General features: G+C 72.2%; 17 protein-coding genes and 1 pseudogene. 8 read left to right on the top strand and 10 right to left on the bottom strand.

The window, feature by feature from the left end:
• Positions 1–93: 93 nt before the first annotated feature.
• A pseudogene (locus ACIGXM_RS34635) lies at positions 94–261 on the top strand (IS5/IS1182 family transposase); the annotation flags it as partial.
• Between the two features lie 42 nt (positions 262–303).
• Here the strand turns inward: ACIGXM_RS34635 and ACIGXM_RS34630 are convergent.
• Positions 304–699: a contact-dependent growth inhibition system immunity protein gene (locus tag ACIGXM_RS34630; RefSeq protein ID WP_396568072.1), complete on the bottom strand. Its 396-nt coding sequence runs from the start codon at positions 697–699 to the stop codon at positions 304–306.
• A gap of 122 nt (positions 700–821) precedes the next feature.
• Here ACIGXM_RS34630 and ACIGXM_RS34625 point away from each other — a divergent pair, with 122 nt between their 5' ends.
• Complete coding sequence (locus tag ACIGXM_RS34625; protein WP_396568070.1) at positions 822–1,649, top strand: IS5 family transposase; 828 nt, start codon at positions 822–824, stop codon at positions 1,647–1,649.
• A gap of 15 nt (positions 1,650–1,664) precedes the next feature.
• Here the strand turns inward: ACIGXM_RS34625 and ACIGXM_RS34620 are convergent, their stop codons facing one another.
• Positions 1,665–1,973, bottom strand: a complete 309-nt coding sequence (locus ACIGXM_RS34620; protein ID WP_396568068.1) for a hypothetical protein — start codon at positions 1,971–1,973, stop codon at positions 1,665–1,667.
• 79 nt (positions 1,974–2,052) lie between these two features.
• Between ACIGXM_RS34620 and nudC the strand changes: the two genes are divergently transcribed.
• Positions 2,053–3,006, top strand: coding sequence for an NAD(+) diphosphatase (gene nudC, locus ACIGXM_RS34615; RefSeq protein ID WP_396568066.1), 954 nt, complete (start codon positions 2,053–2,055; stop codon positions 3,004–3,006).
• A gap of 152 nt (positions 3,007–3,158) precedes the next feature.
• Positions 3,159–3,485, top strand: a complete 327-nt coding sequence (locus ACIGXM_RS34610; RefSeq protein WP_396568065.1) for a hypothetical protein — start codon at positions 3,159–3,161, stop codon at positions 3,483–3,485.
• Between the two features lie 279 nt (positions 3,486–3,764).
• On the opposite strand, the gene ACIGXM_RS34605 is transcribed toward ACIGXM_RS34610, so the two are convergent.
• Positions 3,765–4,874: an FAD-dependent oxidoreductase gene (locus ACIGXM_RS34605; protein ID WP_396568063.1), complete on the bottom strand. Its 1,110-nt coding sequence runs from the start codon at positions 4,872–4,874 to the stop codon at positions 3,765–3,767.
• Positions 4,875–4,996: 122 nt separating this feature from the next.
• On the opposite strand from ACIGXM_RS34605, the gene ACIGXM_RS34600 reads away from it, so the two are divergent.
• The 4 genes from ACIGXM_RS34600 (at position 4,997) to ACIGXM_RS34585 (ending at position 8,614) form a co-directional block, all read left to right on the top strand.
• On the top strand, positions 4,997–5,590 hold the full coding sequence (locus tag ACIGXM_RS34600) for a TetR/AcrR family transcriptional regulator (RefSeq protein ID WP_396568061.1): 594 nt from the start codon (positions 4,997–4,999) through the stop codon (positions 5,588–5,590).
• 102 nt (positions 5,591–5,692) lie between these two features.
• On the top strand, positions 5,693–6,172 hold the full coding sequence (locus tag ACIGXM_RS34595; RefSeq protein WP_396568059.1) for an HIT family protein: 480 nt from the start codon (positions 5,693–5,695) through the stop codon (positions 6,170–6,172).
• A 272-nt stretch (positions 6,173–6,444) separates the two neighbouring features.
• Positions 6,445–7,632: a PP2C family protein-serine/threonine phosphatase gene (locus ACIGXM_RS34590; RefSeq protein WP_396568057.1), complete on the top strand. Its 1,188-nt coding sequence runs from the start codon at positions 6,445–6,447 to the stop codon at positions 7,630–7,632.
• A gap of 82 nt (positions 7,633–7,714) precedes the next feature.
• On the top strand, positions 7,715–8,614 hold the full coding sequence (locus tag ACIGXM_RS34585) for a LysR substrate-binding domain-containing protein (protein WP_396568055.1): 900 nt from the start codon (positions 7,715–7,717) through the stop codon (positions 8,612–8,614).
• 93 nt (positions 8,615–8,707) lie between these two features.
• Here the strand turns inward: ACIGXM_RS34585 and ACIGXM_RS34580 are convergent, their stop codons facing one another.
• The 7 genes from ACIGXM_RS34580 to ACIGXM_RS34550 all read right to left on the bottom strand — a co-directional run bounded on the left by ACIGXM_RS34580 (position 8,708) and on the right by ACIGXM_RS34550 (position 19,192).
• Positions 8,708–9,460 (bottom strand): SDR family NAD(P)-dependent oxidoreductase, encoded by a 753-nt coding sequence (locus ACIGXM_RS34580; protein WP_396568053.1) that lies wholly within the window; start codon positions 9,458–9,460, stop codon positions 8,708–8,710.
• 424 nt (positions 9,461–9,884) lie between these two features.
• Entirely contained in the window at positions 9,885–10,874 is a 990-nt protein-coding gene (locus ACIGXM_RS34575) for an alpha/beta fold hydrolase (RefSeq protein ID WP_396568051.1), read from the bottom strand.
• Positions 10,875–11,045: 171 nt separating this feature from the next.
• Complete coding sequence (locus ACIGXM_RS34570; protein WP_396568049.1) at positions 11,046–12,257, bottom strand: MFS transporter; 1,212 nt, start codon at positions 12,255–12,257, stop codon at positions 11,046–11,048.
• Complete coding sequence (locus ACIGXM_RS34565) at positions 12,257–13,504, bottom strand: ATP-grasp domain-containing protein (RefSeq protein WP_396568047.1); 1,248 nt, start codon at positions 13,502–13,504, stop codon at positions 12,257–12,259. The genes ACIGXM_RS34570 and ACIGXM_RS34565 overlap by 1 nt, the downstream gene beginning before the upstream one ends.
• A gap of 166 nt (positions 13,505–13,670) precedes the next feature.
• The gene (panD, locus tag ACIGXM_RS34560) at positions 13,671–14,120 is read right to left on the bottom strand and encodes an aspartate 1-decarboxylase (RefSeq protein WP_396568045.1); all 450 of its coding nucleotides are present in this window, start codon (positions 14,118–14,120) and stop codon (positions 13,671–13,673) included.
• A 100-nt stretch (positions 14,121–14,220) separates the two neighbouring features.
• A complete protein-coding gene (locus ACIGXM_RS34555) occupies positions 14,221–15,195 on the bottom strand; it encodes an ornithine carbamoyltransferase (protein WP_396568043.1) in 975 nt (324 codons plus the stop codon).
• Between the two features lie 109 nt (positions 15,196–15,304).
• Positions 15,305–19,192: a condensation domain-containing protein gene (locus ACIGXM_RS34550; RefSeq protein ID WP_396568041.1), complete on the bottom strand. Its 3,888-nt coding sequence runs from the start codon at positions 19,190–19,192 to the stop codon at positions 15,305–15,307.
• Positions 19,193–19,217 lie beyond the last annotated feature (25 nt).

The following is a 19,217-nucleotide window of genomic DNA, read 5'->3' as shown; positions in this document are numbered from 1 at the left end:
ATGACAGGGAAACCGTCATGTCCGGTTCGGCGGGAGGCCGCGCGGAAAAGGACCTGCCACGGGCAGGCACCTCGCCGCGCGGCCGACCCAACCTCCTGGCTCATCGCCCACCGGCGCCTGGCCCGGGACTACGAGACCAGCCCGGCCCACTCCGAGACGATGATCCGCTGGGCCATGATCGGCGTCATGGTCCGGCGGCTCACCCGGGGCCGTGCCGTGACGCGTCCCGGCCCGCGACCGCTCGTGCGGCAATCCTCGTAGACGGCCTGTCGGCTTCTCTCCGCGGCAACTGCCGTTCGCGAGCTACAAAGCCAGGAAGTTCTCAACCTCGCGCTTCAGGGCAGGGGGAACGTCGGCCAACTCCGAGGCGATCAGGCGGACATCCCGCTCGAGTGCGGGGGACTCGCTCCAGACCTCCGCACTCCTGGTGAGCACGGCGGCCAGCAGATCGCCCTCGTACATGTCGCCTTCCGCCAGTGGGTCGACCCTGAGGACCTCCACCGCCAGGGGCAGGAGATAGGCAAGACCCACGTCCTGCCTGATCAGCAACCGCATGTCCTCGACCGTCAGGCCGCCGATCGGCTTGCGACGAAGCTCGCGCACGGTCGCCATCAACCGGATTTCGCCGCCCGACGAGGCCGACCAGCGGTCACGCTCAAGCTCCTCAAGAGAGCGGTCACGGTTCACGAGTCGAGTCATCGGCCGATCGTCCCACGTCAGAGGGCGTTGAGTGAGGCTATGTCCGTTTCGTCGTTGCACGTTCGTGTGGGGTCTTCGGGAACCGGTGGCGGTTGAGGCGTCCTCGGTGGTGCGCTGGCGCGGTGAGTGAGCGCAAGGCGTATCCGAGTGACGTGTCCGACGCGCAGTGGTCGCTGATCGAGCCGATCCTGCTGGCCTGGAAGGCCGCGCATCCGTCGAGCTCGGGGCATTCCGGCAGCTACGAGTACCGGGAGATCGTGAACGCGATCTTCTACCAGAACCGGACCGGGTGTCAGTGGGCCTATCTGCCTCACGACCTGCCGCCGAGCTCTGCGACGTACTACTACTTCCAGACCTGGCGCAAGGACGGCACCGACCAGGCGATCCATGACATCCTGCGTGCCCAGGTCCGGGCCGCGGCGGGCCGCGCCGAGGATCCGTCGCTGGTGTCGATGGACACCCAGAGCAACCACGCGGCGGTGCACGTCCCGGCCGCCACGACAGGCAAGGATGCGAATAAGAAGGTTTCAGGTCGGAAGCGTGGCCTGGCCGTGGATGTCATAGGGCTGATCATCGCGGTCGTCGTGGTGGCGGCCTGCGTCCACGACAACGCCATCGGCAAGCAGCTGCTGGACAAGGTCGCGCAGGCCGGGACCGTGCAGACCGCCCTGGTCGACCAGGGCTTCAAGTCCAGCGTGGTCGATCACGGCGCCGACCTGGGCATCAAGGTGGAGATCGTCAAACGCAGCCCCGACGACGTCGGGTTCGTCCCGCAGGCTAAACGCTGGGTATCCGAGCAGGTCAACGGCATCCTGATGTTGCACCGTCGCCTGGTCCGCGGCTACGAGGCACTGCCGGCCAACGCCGAGTCCCGCGTGTACTGGGCGATAACGGCGAACATGTCCCGCAGGCTGACCAAGGAGTCGACGCCGACCTGGCGCGGAGCGTAGGAGGACCCGCCGATGTCACGCACCGCACTGGAGAGGATCGCCGACCGGGAACAGGCGATCGGCGACATCACCGAGCAGCTGTCCGCCGAGGTCAGCCAGCTCACCGCCCGCCTGGCCGAACTCGACGCGGAACGCGCCGACCTGGCGGTCGCCCGCAAAGTCATCCTGTCCCTCGGCGACGACGAGCCCACCGGCGACCGGATGCCGGGCCTGCCCGACAACCCGATCTACCAGCACATCCTCACCGCGCTCATCGACGCCGCCGCCCCGCAACGCTGCCGCGACCTGTGCCGCACCCTGGCCACCGGCACCGAGCCCACGCACATCTCCGGCATGCGCAACAAGCTCAAGCGTCTGACCAGCGCCGGCCTCGTCGTCGAGACCGAGCCCGATACCCCAGTTGGTGGACGCCCACTATCGTGGAATCTGCGCAGGACAGGACGGGCTAGGGGGAACCTTGTATTACAGCGGCTTGGGGCTCGACCGGGTTGGCGGCCGGCGTACCGACTCGGAGTGGGTCGCCGGGCTGTTGACGAGCCCCAGTACCCAGGTGATTCCCTTGTGGCGGGACCACTGTCTGGTCCGCGACGACAGGCCCATCCGGCTGCCGCTGGCCGAGGCGCGGGGCATCCTCGACGCCGCCGACGACCAGGTGTTGCTCGGCCTGGACGGAGAGGCCGCGGTGTTCGCGGCCGACGTGTCCCGCGTCGACCGGTCCAACGCCGTCGAACTGGCCACCGCGGACACGGTGCTGGAGGTGCGAGCCATGGTTCCCACCATCACGCCGGACGAGGCGGGCCTGCTCGCGTATGCCCGTGGAATCCTGCACTGGAACCGAAATCAGCGGTTCTGCGGCGCGTGCGGCGGTCCGGCCGTCCCCAGCAACGGTGGCCACCTGCGGACCTGTCAGGACTGCGGAAAGCTGCTCTTCCCGCGGATCGAACCGGCCGTGATTGTGCTGGTCGAACTACCCGGCACGCCTCGGCGCTGCCTGCTCGGCCGGCACGCGGGATCCGGTCCGGACCGCTTCAGCACGCTGGCTGGGTTCGTCGAGATCGGGGAGAGCCTCGAGGACACGGTGCGCCGCGAGGTCGCCGAAGAGGCCGGTGTCACGGTGGGGACGATCACCTATCAGGGATCCCAGTCGTGGCCGTTCCCATCCGGGATGATGATCGGGTTCCGCGCCGAGGCCGTTTCCGACCGGATCGACGTGGACAACGTGGAGGTGGTGGAGGCACGTTGGTTCACGGCGGCCGAACTTCGGTCGCGAATTACGGACTCCGCTGTCGGCGGGCCCTACCGGGTCGACTCGATCGGCAAGGTGCTCATCGACCAGTGGCTGGCCGACGTGGAGTGAGTCAGCTTGCCACACTGTTGGGGGGAATGTGACCAAAACAATGACGACCGATTCTCGCGTGTTTGCGGTTGGGGCCGCGGATCCACGGGCGGCGGCGGAATACTTCCACAATTTGCGATTGGCCTGCGAGACCGACCCGTTCGACGTTCATCATGACATTGGTGCAGACGCGGGCGGTTTTGTCCTGGTCGACGCCCGCTCCCGCGCGGCGTTCGAGGTCCCTCGGCGACGACGAGCCCACCGGCGACCGGATGCCGGGCCTGCCCGACAACCCGATCTACCAGCACATCCTCACCGCGCTCATCGACGCCGCAGCCCCGCAACGCTGCCGCGACCTGTGCCGCACCCTGGCCACCGGCACCGAGCCCACGCACATCTCCGGCATGCGCAACAAGCTCAAGCGTCTGACCAGCGCCGGCCTCGTCGTCGAGACCGAGCCCGGACTGTTCGCAATCCCCACACCCAGAACAGCCGATTGATCGCGTGACCTGCCCACACACCGTCACAACGACGAAACGGACATAGCCTCACTCAACGCCCTCTCAGATCTCAAACACGGTCTGAAAGGCGTTTGGACCAACTCGCCGCCGCCCGGCCTGCCGAGTCCGGGGAACGCCCGCGGCTGCCGGGCCGCCCCGCGGCGGTGCCGGATCCGCGCCGGGCCGAGGGGTGCCGTCGCCCTGGGGTGGTGCGACCGCCGGGGAACGTGCACGTGATCGACGCGGGTACGGCCGCGGGGCCGGGGCGGTGGAGTCGACTCAGCAGGCAGTCGCGGGAACGAGGCGGTCGAGTCCCCGCGCACTGCCCGTCGCGGCCTCGATCGAGCGCGGCAGCATGATGCTCTCGTAGGCGCGGACGGCGTCGTCGACGCTGGGTTCGGCGACCAGGGCGTGGGCGAGGTCGGCGCCGTCGAGCATGGCGAGATTGGCGCCCAGCCCGACCGGGGGCATCAGGTGCGCGGCATCGCCGAGCAGCGTGACGCCGGGAACGTGCTCCCAGGTGTGCGGGGCGGGCAGGACGAACAGGGACCGGTTGACGAAGCCGCTGTCGCTGTTCCGCAGGATGTAGCGCAGGCTCTCGTCCCAGCCGTCGAACATCCTCAGCAGGTGCGTCCGCACGGCCTGCTGGTCGCCGAGGTCGATGCCGGAAGCCACCTGCCAGTCCTCCGGCGCACGGAGCGCGATGTAGGCACGGATGTGGCCGTTGCCGTTGCGCTGGGCGACCAGGGACTTGCCGGCGCCCTTCGCCAGCATCGATCCGTTGCCGACCAGCCGGGCGAGGTCGGGATGGCGGGTGTCGCAGTGGTCGAACCCGGTCTCGACGAAGGTGACACCGGTGTAGCCGGGTACGGCGGGCGACAGGGCCGGGCGGACGCGCGACCAGGCGCCGTCGGCACCGACCACCAGGTCGAAGTCCTCGGCGGTGCCGTCACCGAAGAGCAGCCGGCAGGTGCCGTCCGCCAGCGGGGCGACGCCGGTGACGGCGCGGTCCCACCGCACCGCGCCCTCGGGAAGCGAGTCCAGGAGCAGACCGCGCAGTCGGCCTCGGTCGATCTCCGGCCGGCCGCCGTCGGCGGACGGTCCCTGATGCGCCAGGAGGGCGGCAGTGGCGAAGTCGAGCACGCGCCACTCCTCGCCTTCGGGGCGTGAGAGGGCGTGGAACCGGTCGAGGAGCCCCGCCGCCCGCAGGGCGGCCTGACCGGTGTCGGCATGCAGGTCGAGGGTGCCGCCCTGCGGGCGGGCGTCGGCGGAGGCCTCGCGTTCGAAAACGGTGACGGAGCTGCCGTGTCGCTCGAGGACACGGGCGCAGGTGAGGCCGCCGAGGCCCGCGCCGACAATCGCGATGCGGGGATCACGAGCAGAGTTCATGGGTGCCGCCTCGGAGGTGGGTGAGCTGCCGGGAGGTCCGGCCTAACCAAGAAAGCACACTCACCAAATAAGTGCAACGACTAAACTTTCATAGTCGGTGCACCATTGGGTACGATGGGCGAGTGACCGAACCGACCGGGCGCCGCGAGCGCAAGAAGGCCCAGACCCGCCGCTCCCTGGCCGACGCCGCACTCGAGCTCTTCCTCGACCGCGGTTACGACCAGGTCGGCGTCAAGGACGTCGCCGACGCCGCCGACGTCTCGGTGACCACCCTCTTCAAACACTTCTCCGGCAAGGAAGCCCTGGTCTTCGACCAGGACGACGACCTGGAAGCAGCACTCGTCGCCGCCGTGCGCGACCGCACCCTCGGCACGTCGATCCCGCAGGCCCTGCGCGAACACATCCTGCTGAAGCAGACCCAGCTCGCCGTGCATGCCACGGACCCACGGTTCGCCGACTTCACGCGCCTGGTGCAGGAGACCCCAGCGCTGCGCGACTACGCCCACCGCATGTGGACGCGCCACGAAGCGGCCCTGGCGCGAGCCATCAGCGAGGCGGTCGGCGCCCCCGAGGACGACGTCAGCTGTGCCGCCCTGGCGCATTTCGCCCTCGAGGCCCGTGGCCTCATCCTGTCGCACCCCGAGCCGAGCCGCGCCGCCGACGAGGCCTTCGCCTTGCTCGAACACGGCTGGGCTGTCTCCCACCCGGGCAGCTGACCCGGTCTGCGCGGACACCCGCCGGACCGGGCGGGGAGCGACGGGCCGCGTTCCGAGTCGTTGGCCGGTCAGTGGTGATCGCCGCCCGGTAGGTTTCTGATCATGAGCGACGACTGGCGGACGGACCGGATCGGTAGTGCCCTGCGGGGGGAGAATCCCTGCGTGTTGAGGCGGCTCGGGGCGGGGTTCGCCGTGATCGGGGATGTTCAGTTCCTTCCCGGATACTCGGTGCTCCTGGCCGATCAGCCGGAGGTGCAACGGCTGTCGGACCTGCCCCGGCCGAAGCGGCTGGCGTTCCTGGCCGACATGGAGCGGCTGGGAGAGGCGGTCGAGCGTGCCTGCCGTCGGCTGGATCCGGCTTTTCGGCGGGTGAATCTGGAGATCCTCGGCAACACCGACGGGTTCCTGCACGCGCATGTCTGGCCGCGGTACGAGTGGGAGCCCGCCGACCTCGTGGGGATGCCGGTGTGGCTGCATCCGCGTGATCGTTGGCACGACGAGCGGTTCAGGCTCGGCGCGCGGCACGACGGGCTGCGCGAAGCGATCGGCGCCGAACTGGATAGGTTGGCTCGGGAGAGCTGAGCTGACGGCCCTCCGGTTGTCCGGCGGAGCGGCGGCCCTGGTGGCGCTGGTCGCGTGCTCGACGCCGTCGGCGGGCGGCAGGGGTCGCTTTGCCGTGATGATCGGTGTATGGGTGTCTACGTGGGTTCCGTTCTACCGGGGCGTGCTGCCGAGGCGGGTCACGAGCCGGACGACGCTCCTCACCGGAAGTCCCGGGCCACGCCGTCCGCCCGCGCCCGGACGGTTGCCCGCGGTCTCCGGGGCAACCGGACGCACCCCCGCCGGAGCGAGTGGTGAGGCTGCCAGGCCGCGGCGGGGCCGCCCGGCGCGGTGCGACGAAGCGAGGCGGCGCCCCGCCGCGGGTGCCCGCCCCGCCGGCCTGGATACGCTGGCTGCCGGCCATCTACGTCGCGGCCATCCTCGCGCTGGAGCCGATCACTCCCGTGCAGTGGCCGGTGAGCTTCCTGCTCATCGCGCTGCCCGTCATCGCCGCCTACGCCCACGGTCCCGCCAGCGTCGCCGCCATCACGGTCTTCGCCGTGGTCTTCGAAGGGGTGCTGGCCGGCACCCCGTGCTGTGCGGACCGCTCCGTGGGCTATCTGTGGGAGCGCCACTACGTGGCCTCCTACGTCTCCACGGCGTTGGTCGGGGTCCTGGGCACCGTGCTGGCCGCCCACCGGACGCGCCGGGAACGCACCCTGGCCACCGTACGCTCGGTGGCCGAGACGGCGCAGCGCGTGTTGTTGCGTCCGGTACCCCACCTCCTGGGCCGCGTCAGCATCGAGACCCTGTACCTGTCGGCGGCCGCGGAGGCCCGGATCGGTGGCGACCTGTACGAGGCGGTGAGCACGGCGCACGGCGTGCGGCTGGTGATCGGCGACGTCCGGGGCAAGGGCCTGCTCGCGGTGGAGACGGCCGCGGCGATGCTGGCCGCCTTCCGCGAGGCCGCCTACGACGAGCCCGATCTGCCCGCCGTCGCCCGCCGACTGGAGCGGAGCATGAGCCGCCGGGCCGGCCAGCTCCCCAGCAGCGAGGAGCGCTTCATCACCACGGTGCTGGCCGAGATTCCCGCTGACGAGCCGGTGGTCCGCATCGTCAACTGCGGTCACCCCCCACCACTGCTGATCTGCCGGGGCCGGGTCAGCGAGCTGGACCCGTCCGATCCGTCACCGCCGCTCAACCTCGGCGTGCTCCTCGGCGGCGACTACCACGTCGACGTGCGGCCCTTCCGCGTGGGCTCCCAACTGCTGTTGTACACCGACGGCGTGACCGAGACCCGGGACCGCACGGGAGCCTTCTACCCGCTGATCCAGCGCGTCCGCGACTGGACCGCCCTGCCGCCCCAGGAGCTGCTGAACCGCCTGCACCAGGACCTGCTCGCCTACAGCGACGCCGGCCTCGACGACGACATCGCCGTCCTGATCGCGTACCAGCTCCCCGACGAGGAGCAGGGCGGAGACGGCCGAGCCGACCCGGGGTGAGCCACCACCTGTGGCGGCTCACCCCGGGGGCGTCGCCACACCGGGCTGCCGCTCGACCCGGCGGACGTGATGACATGGGGGCATGGAGTTGCGGGAGCTGCGGGCGTTCGTGGCGGTGGTGGAGGAGGGCGGACTGTCGGCGGCGGCGCGGCGGCTGCACGTGAGCCAGCCGGCGCTGTCCCAGACGGTCAGCGGGCTGGAGCGGCAGCTCGGCGTGAAGCTGCTGGTGCGCGGCAGCACCGGTGTGCGGCCCACCGAGGCCGGGACGGCGCTGCTCGGGGAGGCCCGGTCCGTGCTGGCGCGGCACGACCAGGCACTGCGGGCGATGGCCCGGTACACGGAGGCCGGGGGCGGCGCCTTACGGATCGGGATCCCGCTGGAACTGCCGTCGGGGCTGCTGGATCCGGCGCTGGCTGAGCTGGCGGAGGCCTTCCCGGACAGCCGGGTGCGGGCCCGCCACCTGTCCACCGCCGAGCAGCTGGCCGCCCTGCGGGCCGGTGAACTCGATGTGGGGCTGCTGCGGGAGCGACCGACCGGTGCGGAGTTCGACGCGCTGCTCGTGGTGCGCGAGCGGCTGGGTGTGCTGCTGGCCACGAAGCGGGCCGCCGAGCTCGTCGGGCCCGACGGGGTCGCGCTCGACGCGCTCGTCGGACTGCGGTGGGTGGGGTTTCCGCGTTCCGGCAGCCCCGCCTGGTACGACGAGCTGACCGCCGTGCTGCGCGGCCACGGAATCGATCCCGGTCCGCAGGAGCCGGAGGGGCAGGCGTTGATCGCCGAGGTGAAGCTGGCGGGGGTCGCCGCGGGTGGGGCCTTCGCGCTGGCGCCGCATCACTGGCAGCAGCCGCTGCCCGCGCACGTGACCTGGTCACCGCTGGTCGGGCACCCGCTGGTGCGGAGGACCTGGGCGGTGTGGCCGGCCGATTCCACACGGCGTGACCTGGGCCGGTTCGTCGCCGCACTGGACCGGTCGGCCCGCCGCTGACGCCGGGGGCCGGGGCCCGGACGGTGCCGCGGTGTCCCGCTGGGCGCCCCGGGCCGCTGACAGGCGGCCGGGACGTCCGACGGGCCGCGCGGGTCAGACGGCGGTACGGCCGCCGTCCACGGGCAGCAGGGCGCCCTGGACGAAGCTCGCCGCGTCGCTGACCAGGTAGCCGATCGCCTCGGCGATCTCCTGCGGCTCGGCCGGTCGGCCGGCCGGGGCCTGGGCGGCCAGGACGCTGAGGTCGTCGCCCATGCCGGCGGTGCCCTCGGTGCGCACCGGGCCGGGACGGACGGCGTTGACCCGCACCCCGCGCGGGCCGTACTCCGCGGCCCAAGCCTTGGTCAGCAGCTCCACGGCCGCCTTGCTCGACCCGTACAGGGCCATGCCCAGGGCCCCGTACGCCGCCACCATGGTGCTCACGTTGACGATCGCACCGCCGCCCCGCTCGGCCATCGCCGGCGCGAGTTCCGCCACCAGGTGGAACGGCGCCTTCACGTTGAGCGCGTAGACGGTGTCGACCTCGCTCTCGGTGGCCTTCTCGGTGGGCCCGAACGGGTAGATGCCCGCGTTGTTCACCAGGATGTCGACCCGGCCACCGCCCAGCTCCACGGCCCGGCGGGCCAGTTGCCGCACCGACTGCGCCTCGCGCAGATCGGCGGCGACGAAGTCGGCCTTGCCACCGCGGGCGCGGATGGCGGCGACCACGGAATCGCCGCGGGAGCTGTCGCGGCCGGCGACCAGTACGTGCGCTCCCCGCTGGGCCAGGAGTTCCGCGGTGGCGGCGCCGATGCCGCTGGTGGCTCCGGTCACCAGGGCCACGCGTCCGGTCAGATCAAGCGAACCCATGAGGTTGTCCTCCGTGTCGAAGAGGTGAGGATCGCGTTCGTGCGGCGGTGCCGTGTCCGCTGCCCCGCCGGCTCGTCCGCGAGCTGACATGCGGGAAAAGTGCCACATCCGCCGCGGGATTCCGTTCTCGTCATCGGCGATTCCTGGGGCCGTCATAAGTTCGGGGGAGTCCGGAACGGCTGTGCTCCTCGCGGGCGGCGCCGGCGGGCCCGTGGCCGGTCACAGGGTGCGTGCGGTCATAAGGAGAACGGATGGCCGCTCCTGGTGACTTCTACGGCCGGAGTATGACGGCCGGCTCGCACCGCGCGGGGACCTGAACCGGGGAGCCGGGCGGGCAGCGCCTACGACGGGCTGGTGCCGGGAGCCGCCACGCTCGGCCGGAAGTCCGCGACGTTCCGGCCGAGCGTGGCGGCACGCCGGCTGATCAGGAGGACGGGGAGGGCAGGGTCGCCAGCCAGTCGGTCAGGAGCCGGTTGACCTCGGTGGGGCGTTCCTGCTGGATCCAGTGCCCGCAGCCGTCGAGGAGGTGGGAGGAGTGCAGGCCGGGCAGGGTGGTGGGGTACGCGGCGATCGCGTCGGCCAGCCAGGTGGTGGAGGCGTCCAGGTTGCCGCCGACGAACAGGGAGGGCTGGGTGACGGGGGCACCGTCGAACTCGGCGAGGTCCTCCCAGTCCCGGTCCATGTTCCGGTAGCGGCTCAGTGCCCCGCGCAGGCCGGTCCGCTCGAACTCCCCGGCGTAGAAGTCGAGGTCCTCCGCACTGAGCCAGGCGGGCCGCCGTCCGGCGGGGAACCGGTCACGAAGTGTCCCGCCACGGCTGACGAAGTGCGGGTCGGGTGCGCCGACCGCCGGCATGGTGTCGGCGGACAGCGCGGCGTAGAAGCCCGCGAGCCAGCCGCGCACGTCGGGTTCGATCTCGGCCTCGGCCCGGCCCGGTTCCTGGAAGTAGGAGACGTAGAACTCCTCGTCGCCGCCCATCCGCGCGAAGACCTCGCTGGGCCGCGGCCCGCTCCGCGGGAGGTAGGGAACGCTCAGCAGTCCCACCGCGTGGAAGACGTCCGGCCTGACCAGGGCGGAGTTGGCGGCGATGGTCGAGCCCCAGTCGTGGCCGACGATCACCGCGGACCGTTCACCCAGGGCACGCACCACCGCGGCGTTGTCCTCGACCAGCTCGAGCATCCGGTACGCCGCCGCGTCCTCGGGTTTGGTGGAGCGCCCGTACCCGCGGACGTCGATGGCGACCGCGCGGTACCCGGCCGCGGCCAGCGCCGGCAGTTGGTGGCGCCAGGAGTACCAGGACTCCGGGAACCCGTGCACCAGCAGGACCAGCGGCCCGGTGCCCTGCTCCACCAGGTGGATCCGGCCGGCCGGCGAGGGGACCAGCCGGTGAGTGAGGCCCGTGGCCGATGGTGACATGAATCCTCCCGGGATCTCGATCTGCCGTGCGCCAAGGCCGGGCCGGTGCCCCGCCGTTCGACGGCTCACGCCGATCTTGCTGCGCGCGGCGCGCGGAGCGCGAGGTCTGTTGCCACTTCGGCAAATCAGCCCGGGGCGGGCGGATGCGATGCCGCCGGCGCGGTCTGACGCTCAGTCGGAACAGGGCGTGCGGAGGCTGAGAGCCGAACTCCGGGGGAGCAGGACGATGGTGACGAGTGCCAGGGCGATGCCGCAGCCGGCGAGGTACCAAGGGCTCGAGGGCCCGGTGTGGTCGGCGAGGAGGAGGCCGAGCTGTGGGCTGGTGATCAGCCCGATGTTCATGACCGCCGAGTACAGGCCCAGGTTCCTGGACTCCCTCCCGGGGGGCGACACCTGGGAGACGTAGTGGATGAGGCCCGGGAAGACCATCATCTCGGCCGCCGTCCACAGCAGTGTCGCGCCCACCAGCGCCGGGCCGGACCGGACCGCACCCGTCAGGACGAAGCCGGCCGCCGCCAGGGCGTACCCCGTGACCAGGGCCCCGAACGCACTGGTGTCGCGCATCGCCGTGTTCAGCGGGATCTCGAACAGCACGATGCTCCCGGCGCTCACCGCGAAGATCAGTCCCACCCACAGGCTGGAGAGGCCGAGGTCGTGCACGACGTACACGCTGAGAAAGGTGAGCGGTAGGGCGTACGCGCAGTGGATCGGGACACTCAGCACGAGGATGGTCCAGAACCTGGCGTCACGCCGGCCGGTGCCGCCCCCGGGGACGGCCGGGTCGGGTTCGGTGGCCGGCGGCGCACCGGTGGCGGGACGGGAGACGAGGTAGAGCGCCGCGGCGAGGACCGCGAGGGCGTTGAGCCCGAAGAGGACGGTGGGCCGCCAGACGAAGACCGCGGCGCCGACCACCGGACCGACCCCCATGCCGAGGTTGATGGCGAGCCGGTTGAAGGAGAAGGCGATCCTGCGGTCCCGTTCGGAGGACTGGTGGATGGTCTCCAGGTAGGAGGCCGGCATGAAGATCTCGTAGCAGAACCCCCAGACCGTGGTCGCCGCCATGAGCGCCCCGGGTCCCCGGACGAAGGGCAGGCACCCCACGGTCACCGCGTTGCCGGCGAGACCCGCGGCCATGACGGTGCGGGGCGGCAGCGCCCGCAGCAGCGGGCCCGAGCACAGGTCGGCGGCGAGCGCCCCGATGCCGTAGAGGGCGACGATGAGACCCACCTGGGGGCCGGAGTACCGGTTCCGGCCCACCAGGTAGGCGGTGAGGAAGGGGAACGCCACCGCTCCGGTCTGGAGGATCAGAGTGGTGACGAACAGGACCCGCAGTGCGGGCCCGAGCCCTCGCACCCCGTCGAGCGTGCGGCGCAGCATCGGCATCACACCAGGTAGACCCGGTCCTTGAGGTCACGGACCCGGGTGTAGTCCGCGAGCATGGCCTCCAGGGTCGGCCCGGTCAGGTAGACGCGCATGGTGCAGGTTCCCAGGTCCACGGTCGGCCGGATGCGCTGGCCCGGCGCCACGTTCAGGACGGTCCGGTGCACCGTCGGCAGGGCGTTGATCCGCCGGACGGTGTCCGCGTCGATCGCGCGGACGACGCCCGCCACGCTCGTGGCGACCGTGTAGCCCATGGCCGGCTGCCGCCGGGTGTAGACGCGCCCGGCGTGGTCCGCCAGGAACGCCTCGGGCTGGGCGTAGGCCATGGCGACCAGGTCCGCCTGGTTCTGCCCGAGGCACACGTCGTGCAGGTCCGGGTGCATACCGCCGCTGAGGCGCGCTCCCGTCTCGACCAGCGTCGGTCCGGCGGAGGTCAGCTTGACCTCGCTGTGCGCGGCGCCGTGCCGGATGTTCAGGGCGTCCAGCACCGTGCCGACGTAGGCGACGAGTTCCGGGACCGGGTCGGCGCCCGGCGGCAGCAGGATGTCCTTGTCGTACAGGTTCTTGCCGTTCACCAGCGTCTTCTCGTACTTCCAGACGCTGCTGACGAAGTGCCGGCCGTCGCGGCTGACGGTGTCCACGATGTACTCGTCGCCGTCGAGGTAGGACTGGACCAGCACCTCGGTGTTCGGCAGGCCGAAGGCGTCCCGGGTGGACAGGACGTCCCGCGCCGCGCGCCGGACCTCGTCCATGGTGGAGCAGATGACGACGCCGTCGGTGTTGCAGGAGCTGAGGGGCTTCACCACCACCGGGAACGTGCCGTGGTCCTCGACCCAGGCGAGGACGGACTCCACCTCCGCGCTCTTGAACTGGCTGACCGACCGCACGCCGGCCGCGCGCAGCGTCTCCATCATGGTGAACTTGTTCCGGCGCGCCCCGGAGAGGCGTGATCCGTTGCCGGGCAGTCCCATCAGCTCGCTCAGCCGGTCGGCCAGTGGTACTCCGGGTTCCTGGCCGGCGATGACACAGAGTGGGTCGTAGGCGGCCAGCCGGCGGACCGTCGACTCCTCGTCCGTGTGGACGAGGTTCTCCAGGTACGCGGAGGGATCCGGCGGCTGCCAGGAGGGGATCGGCTCCGGGGTGCTCCGGACGTGGACCACGGAGACGCCTCGGCGGGCGAAGGCCGGGGGGAGTGAACTCGCGTTGTAGTAGCCGTCCACGATGACGGCGGTGGGAGCGCTCGCGGGCATGGAACATCCTCAGCTGGTCTCGAAGGTGGAGGAACCCGCCGGGGCCGAACGGTCCTCAGGGGCGGGCGTCCTGGGCTCACGGGGAGCGGACGGGATCCGCGGGGAACCGCGCCCCCTGGACCGGGGGCGCGTCCGCCGTGCCGTGACGTCGGCCGGACCCACCGCCCTACACCCGCACGGTCGCCTCGTCCAGCCGCGCGACGGGACGCACCACGTCACCGCGGAGCGCTCCGGGCAGCTCGCCGGTCGCGGCGGGGTCGGTGCCCAGCGAGGTGATCCGGTTGTGCTCGTCGACGAACACCACCTGTGGCGTCGCCTGGCCGGCCTCGGCCTCGGGGCACATCCGGTAGGCGATGATGATCACCAGATCGCCGACGTTGATCAGCCGCGCCGCCGCGCCGTTGATGCCGACGACGCCGGAACCCTTCGGTCCCTCGATCAGGTAGGTCGACAGCCGGTTTCCGTTGTTGATGTCGACGATGTCGACCTTCTCACCGGGCAGCAGGCCGGCGGCGGCCATCAGGTCTCCGCAGAGCGTGAGCGAGCCGACGTAGTGCAGATCGGCCTGGGTCACGGTGGCACGGTGGACCTTGGACTTGAGCATGGTCAGGTACATGGTGTTACTCCTCGGGGCGGGCTTGCGGTCGTGGTTGTTCGACGGAGGGTCGGTTCGGACGGGCGATCGGTTCGGGCGCGCGATCAGGTCGGACGCTCGATCAGGTCAGGCACCACTCCAGCACCGCCATCGCGCCGTAGAGCTTGTGAGCGGCCTGCTGGAAGGCGATGCTGCGCTCGCCGTCGAGCACGTCGGCGTCCACCTCCTCGCCCCGGTGCGCCGGCAGGTCGTGCATGAAGACCGCCGACGGGCAGCGGTCCATGAGTGCCGCGTTCACCTGGAACGGGCGGAACACCCGCCGCCACTCGGGATCGTGCTTGGTGGTGCCGGTGGTCTGCCAGCGGGTGGTGTAGACGACGTCCACCTGCGGCGGCACCTCGTCCATGTGGTGCCGCTCCTCGATCAGTGCGCCGTGCGCCGCGGCGTACTCCTGCCCACGACGCAGCGCGGCCGAGGGCAGGCCGTACCCGGGTGGGGTCCGCAGGTGCAGTTCGGCACCCGCGTAGCGGGTCAGGGCCAGCGCCAGCGCGACGGCGGTGTTGTTGCCCTCGCCCACGTACAGCACGCGCAGGCCCTCCAGCCTGCCGACGGTCGTGAGCATGGCCGACAGGTCGGTGACGCCCTGTGTGGGATGTTCGTCCTCGGTCATCGCGTTGACCACGGACATGGTGTCCCACGCGGCGATCGCGTGGAGTTCCCGGGCGCTCGCCGAGGTGCGCGCGACGAGGCCGTCCAGCATCAGACCGAGCACCCGGCCGGTGTCGTCCGCGCTCTCACCGGTGTTCTCCTGCAGGTCGTTCGGGCCGTAGGCGATCAGCTGGGCGCCCAGCCGCAGCGCGGCGACGGAGAACGCGGTGCGGGTCCGAGTGGAGGTGGTGCGGAAGTACGTTCCCACCACCCGTCCGCCGAGTTGGCCGGTCAGCGGGACGGCGCCGCGCGCGTGGTCGCTCGACCGGCGCACCAGCGCGTACAGGTCGTCGTCGGACAGGTCCGCCAGGGACAACAGGTGGCGTCGGCCGGCCGGTCGGGACGGGTCCGTGCCGTCGGGGAGTACTCGTGACGTCGCTCGTGGCATGGGGGCCTCACTCACTGTCGGGGCAGCCGACGGTCGCTGGGGTGGGTGTCCGGGGCGGTCCAGGGGAACCGGCTCACGGTGGTCGGTACGGTGTGCGCCGCCAGGCCGATCACCCGTGGCCGCCGGGGCGGTCGGCCAGGCGGGCGAGCAGCCCGGCGGCCAGCTCGGCGACGACCGGGGGGCGCATCATGCCGTAGTGGTCGGCCCGCACGGTGGCATCGGTCCACGGCGCGGAGGTGAAGCGCCGCCAGTCGGTGCGGGCGACGCTGCCGTCGAGCAGGCTGCTCTCGGCGTAGACGGCGTGCAGCGGTGCCCGGACCGGGGTGGGCAGCCAGTCGCGGAACAGCGCGGTCTGGTGTCGGATCAGCCGGAAGTGCCCGGGGAACGCGGCCGAGTCCGCCGGCGTGCCCATCGGACGCGCCCGGTGCTGAACCACCTCCAGCAGCTCCTCGTCCACCGCGACCCCGTCCGGCACCAGGCTCAGGACCTCGGCGAGGAGCGCGCCGTGCCGCTCCTCGAGGTCGGCTCCGTAGCCGGCGCGCAGCGCCATCCGCACCGACTCGCGGTCGCCCAGGGGCTCCTCGGTGCCCACGCCGCAGTCCCACATCTCGACGAAGTCCAGTTCGACGCCGCGCGACTCCAGCTCGGCGGCCACCGCCAGCGCGATCAGGCCGCCGAGCGACCAGCCGAACAGCGCGAGTCGCCGTGCGGGCACGAGCGCGGTCAGCTCGTCGGCGTACCGCACGGCCAGGCCCGCGACGTCCGGCGGCTCCTGGCCGGCCCCCGCCACCGTGGCCGACCGGACTCCCCAGACCGGCACCGACGGCGGGACCAGGCGCAGCAACGGTTGGTAGGCGAGCAGGGAGCCGCCGAGCGGATGCAGCACGACCAGCGGCAGTTGCCCGGCCGGCACCCGGCCGCTGCCCGCGGCCGTGGTCAGCGGCACCACCAGGCCGCGGTCGGCGGCGTCCCGCCCGGCTCCCGGCGCCGGCTCGGCGCCGAGCGCGTCGGCCATCGCCGCCAGCGTGCGGTGGCCGAAAACCGTCTGGAGCGGTAGCCGGGCGCCGAACTCGGCCTCGACCTGCCGCACCAGCCGGCCGGCGAGCAGCGAGTTGCCGCCGAGCGCGAAGAAGTCGTCGCCGTCGTCCACGCCGTCGCGCCCCAGCAGCCGGGACCAGACGAGCGCCAGCCGGCGCCGGGTGGGCGTCGTCGGGCCGAGAGCCGGCGCCGCCTCGGACCGCGTCCGCGCCAGCGCCACCAGGCGGGCCGCGTCCAGCTTGCCGCTGGCCGTGCGCGGAAGCTGCGGCAGGACGGCGAAGGAGGCGGGCACCATGTAGCCGGGCAACCGGGTGGCCGCGAACGCGCGGACCCGGTCGGCCGTCGTCACCGGGTCGGCCAGTACGAGGCCGGCGTGCAGCACCGCCGAGGGGCCGTCCTGTCCGATGACGACCACGGCGGCGTCCGAGACGCCGGGGGCGGCCCGCAGCACGCCGGCGATCTCCGCCGGCTCGATCCGGTAGCCACGGAGCTTGACCTGCTCGTCGCGCCGACCGAGGAACTCCAACGTGCCGTCACCCCGCCTGCGCACCAGGTCTCCCGTGGCGTACCGGCGGGATCCGTCGGGCGCCTCGAGGAACCGTTCGGCCGTCCGCTCCGGCTGGCCGGCGTAGCCGAGCGCGAGCTGCGGGCCGGACAGGTACAGCTCGCCGGGGAAGCCGATCGGTACCGGACGCAGCCGGGAGTCGAGGACCTGTGCGGTGACTCCGGCGAGCGGCCGGCCGATGACCGGCTGCGCGTCCGGGTCCTCGATCAGGCAGCCGGTGGCGTTGACGGTGAACTCGGTCGGCCCGTAGACGTTCACCGCGCGCACCTCGGCCGAGGCGAGCCGTCGCCACAGGCCGGCCGGCACCGCCTCGCCGCCCACCACCAGCACCCGGGGCGGCCGGCCGGGCCGGTCGAGCAGGCCGGCGTCGACCAGGGCGGCCAGGTGGGTCGGCGTGCCGTCGACCGCGTCGATGGCGTGGTCCCGCAGGAACCGGACCATCGCCTCGGGGTCCGCCCGCACGGCGTCGGGCACCGGGTGGATCGTGTGTCCCGAGCGCAGCAGTTGGGTGCCCTGCCACGAGGCGTCGAAGGAGAACGGCGCGTTGACCGCCACCCGCGCGTGCTCGGGCAGCTCACCGTAGACCAGCCGGTCCATGGCCTGCCCGAACGCCGTCAGGCTCAGGTGCCGCACCGCGACCGGCTTGGGCGCACCACTGGTGCCCGAGGTGAAGACCAGGTAGGCGGTGTCGTCGGGGGCCACCTCGGCCACCGGAGCGGTCGCCTCGTCGTCGGCCCCGGGGGGGCCGGCCCCCGCCCCCCCCCCCCCCCCCCCCCCCCCCCCCCCGCCCCCCCCCCCCCCCCCCCGCCCGGCCGACCAGGTGCCGAAGAGCGCGCCGATCTGGGCGGCGGACCTGCGCATGGCCACGCCGACGACGTCCCCGGGCATCACCCCGGCGGTCGCGAGGGCCGCACCGACCAGATCCGCCCGGCGGACCAGGTGGTGGTAGCTCAGGACGTCCTCACCGTGCACCACGGCCGGCCGGTCGGGGTGCAGCGCGGCGCGTTCGCGTACCGCCGCGGGCAGGGTGACGGCGTTTCCCCCCGCCAGGGCGGGTCCGGTCTCCCACGGTCGCAGCAGCGCCGCCTGCCGCCCGTCGTCGAGTGGCAACTCACCGACGGCACGGTCCGGTTCGGCACACAGACCAGCCAGCAGCACGACGACGGCGTCGGCCAGGCCGCGGACGGTCTCCCGGTCGTACAGCTCGGTGCGGTACTCCAGGAAGCTCGGCACCCCGGGGGCGGCGTTGAGGTGGAACGTGAAGTCCGACTTGGCCGTCCCCGGGTGCAGCGGCAGGCGGCTCACGCCGACGCCGGGCAGGCTCAACTCGCCCGGATCGTAATGCAGTTCCAGGGCCACCTGGAAGAGCTGCGAGTGCCCGGCACCGGGCCGTCCCAGCGCCGACACGATCTGGTCGAACTCGACCGAGGAGTGGGTCATCGCGTCGAGCACCGTCGCCTGCGCCTGCCGCACCAGCTCGGCCGCCGGGCCGGCCTGCTCGACCCGCAACCGCAACGGGACCGTCTTCATGAAGTAGCCGACCAGATCCTCCGCCTCGGCCTCGGAGCGCATGTTGACCGTGCTGCCGATCACGATGTCCTCGGTCCGGGCGAGCTTGGCCAGCACGGCGGACACCGCCGCGGCCACCACGGCGAACGGCGAGCTGTGCAGGGCCGCGGCGGTGGCCCGGGCCCGCTCGAACCAGCCGTCTTCCAGCGGCAGTTGGTGCCGCTCCCCGAGCTGGTCGGGATAGCCGGACAGCGGCCGGTCGGTCGGGATCGTCAGCCGCTCCGGCAGATCGGCCAGCTGGTCGCGCCAGTACGCCAGGTCGGAGAGCGCCACCGGGTCGTCGGGGGGAACCTCCAGGGAGCGCTGGGCCCGCACCGGATCGCCCTGCGCGACGGGCGGTGCGGTGCCCGCGTACAGGGCGCCCAACTCGTCGAGTAGCACCCGGAAGCTGTCGCCGTCGGACACCAGGTGGTGCAGGACCAGGACGAGCAGCCACTCCTCGTCGGCGCAGCGGATCAGGCACGCCCGGGCCAGCGGCCCGGTGCCCAGGTCGAAGGTGCGGCGCACCGCGTCCTGCGCGGCCCGTTCGCCGAGCCGGCGCGCCTGCGGACGGCCGCGCAGGTCCAGCTCCTCCAGGGGGAACGGGCCGGTGGGCAGGGTCGTCCCGTACGGCAGGCCGTCGCGCTCCAGCACGGCCGAACGCAGCGCCGGATGACGCCGGTACAGCTCGTCCAGCGCTCCGACCAGGGCCGCGCGGTCCAGCGGTCCCTCCAGGCGGAACGACTCGGCCTCGTTGTACACCGGCAGGTCCGGGGCCATCGCGCAGGCGAGCCACATCGGGCGCTGGATCGCGGGCAGCGTGGAGAGCGCCTGGTCCGTTTCCATGGTCGATCACCTCTCAGGGGGGCGA

Source organism: Kitasatospora sp. NPDC052896 (assembly GCF_044547075.1).
GTDB lineage: Bacteria > Actinomycetota > Actinomycetes > Streptomycetales > Streptomycetaceae > Kitasatospora.
This window is presented reverse-complemented; position numbering and strand designations above follow the sequence as displayed.

Bases quoted from the DNA above. Each gene is read 5' to 3' on its own strand.
- ACIGXM_RS34630 (WP_396568072.1), bottom strand. From the start codon at position 699: ATGACTCGACTCGTGAACCGTGACCGCTCTCTTGAGGAGCTTGAGCGT.
- ACIGXM_RS34610 (WP_396568065.1), top strand. From the start codon at position 3,159: ATGACATTGGTGCAGACGCGGGCGGTTTTGTCCTGGTCGACGCCCGCT.
- ACIGXM_RS34605 (WP_396568063.1), bottom strand. From the start codon at position 4,874: ATGAACTCTGCTCGTGATCCCCGCATCGCGATTGTCGGCGCGGGCCTC.
- ACIGXM_RS34595 (WP_396568059.1), top strand. From the start codon at position 5,693: ATGAGCGACGACTGGCGGACGGACCGGATCGGTAGTGCCCTGCGGGGG.
- ACIGXM_RS34585 (WP_396568055.1), top strand. From the start codon at position 7,715: ATGGAGTTGCGGGAGCTGCGGGCGTTCGTGGCGGTGGTGGAGGAGGGC.
- ACIGXM_RS34580 (WP_396568053.1), bottom strand. From the start codon at position 9,460: ATGGGTTCGCTTGATCTGACCGGACGCGTGGCCCTGGTGACCGGAGCC.
- ACIGXM_RS34575 (WP_396568051.1), bottom strand. From the start codon at position 10,874: ATGTCACCATCGGCCACGGGCCTCACTCACCGGCTGGTCCCCTCGCCG.
- ACIGXM_RS34570 (WP_396568049.1), bottom strand. From the start codon at position 12,257: ATGCCGATGCTGCGCCGCACGCTCGACGGGGTGCGAGGGCTCGGGCCC.
- ACIGXM_RS34565 (WP_396568047.1), bottom strand. From the start codon at position 13,504: ATGCCCGCGAGCGCTCCCACCGCCGTCATCGTGGACGGCTACTACAAC.
- panD (WP_396568045.1), bottom strand. From the start codon at position 14,120: ATGTACCTGACCATGCTCAAGTCCAAGGTCCACCGTGCCACCGTGACC.
- ACIGXM_RS34555 (WP_396568043.1), bottom strand. From the start codon at position 15,195: ATGCCACGAGCGACGTCACGAGTACTCCCCGACGGCACGGACCCGTCC.
- ACIGXM_RS34550 (WP_396568041.1), bottom strand. From the start codon at position 19,192: ATGGAAACGGACCAGGCGCTCTCCACGCTGCCCGCGATCCAGCGCCCG.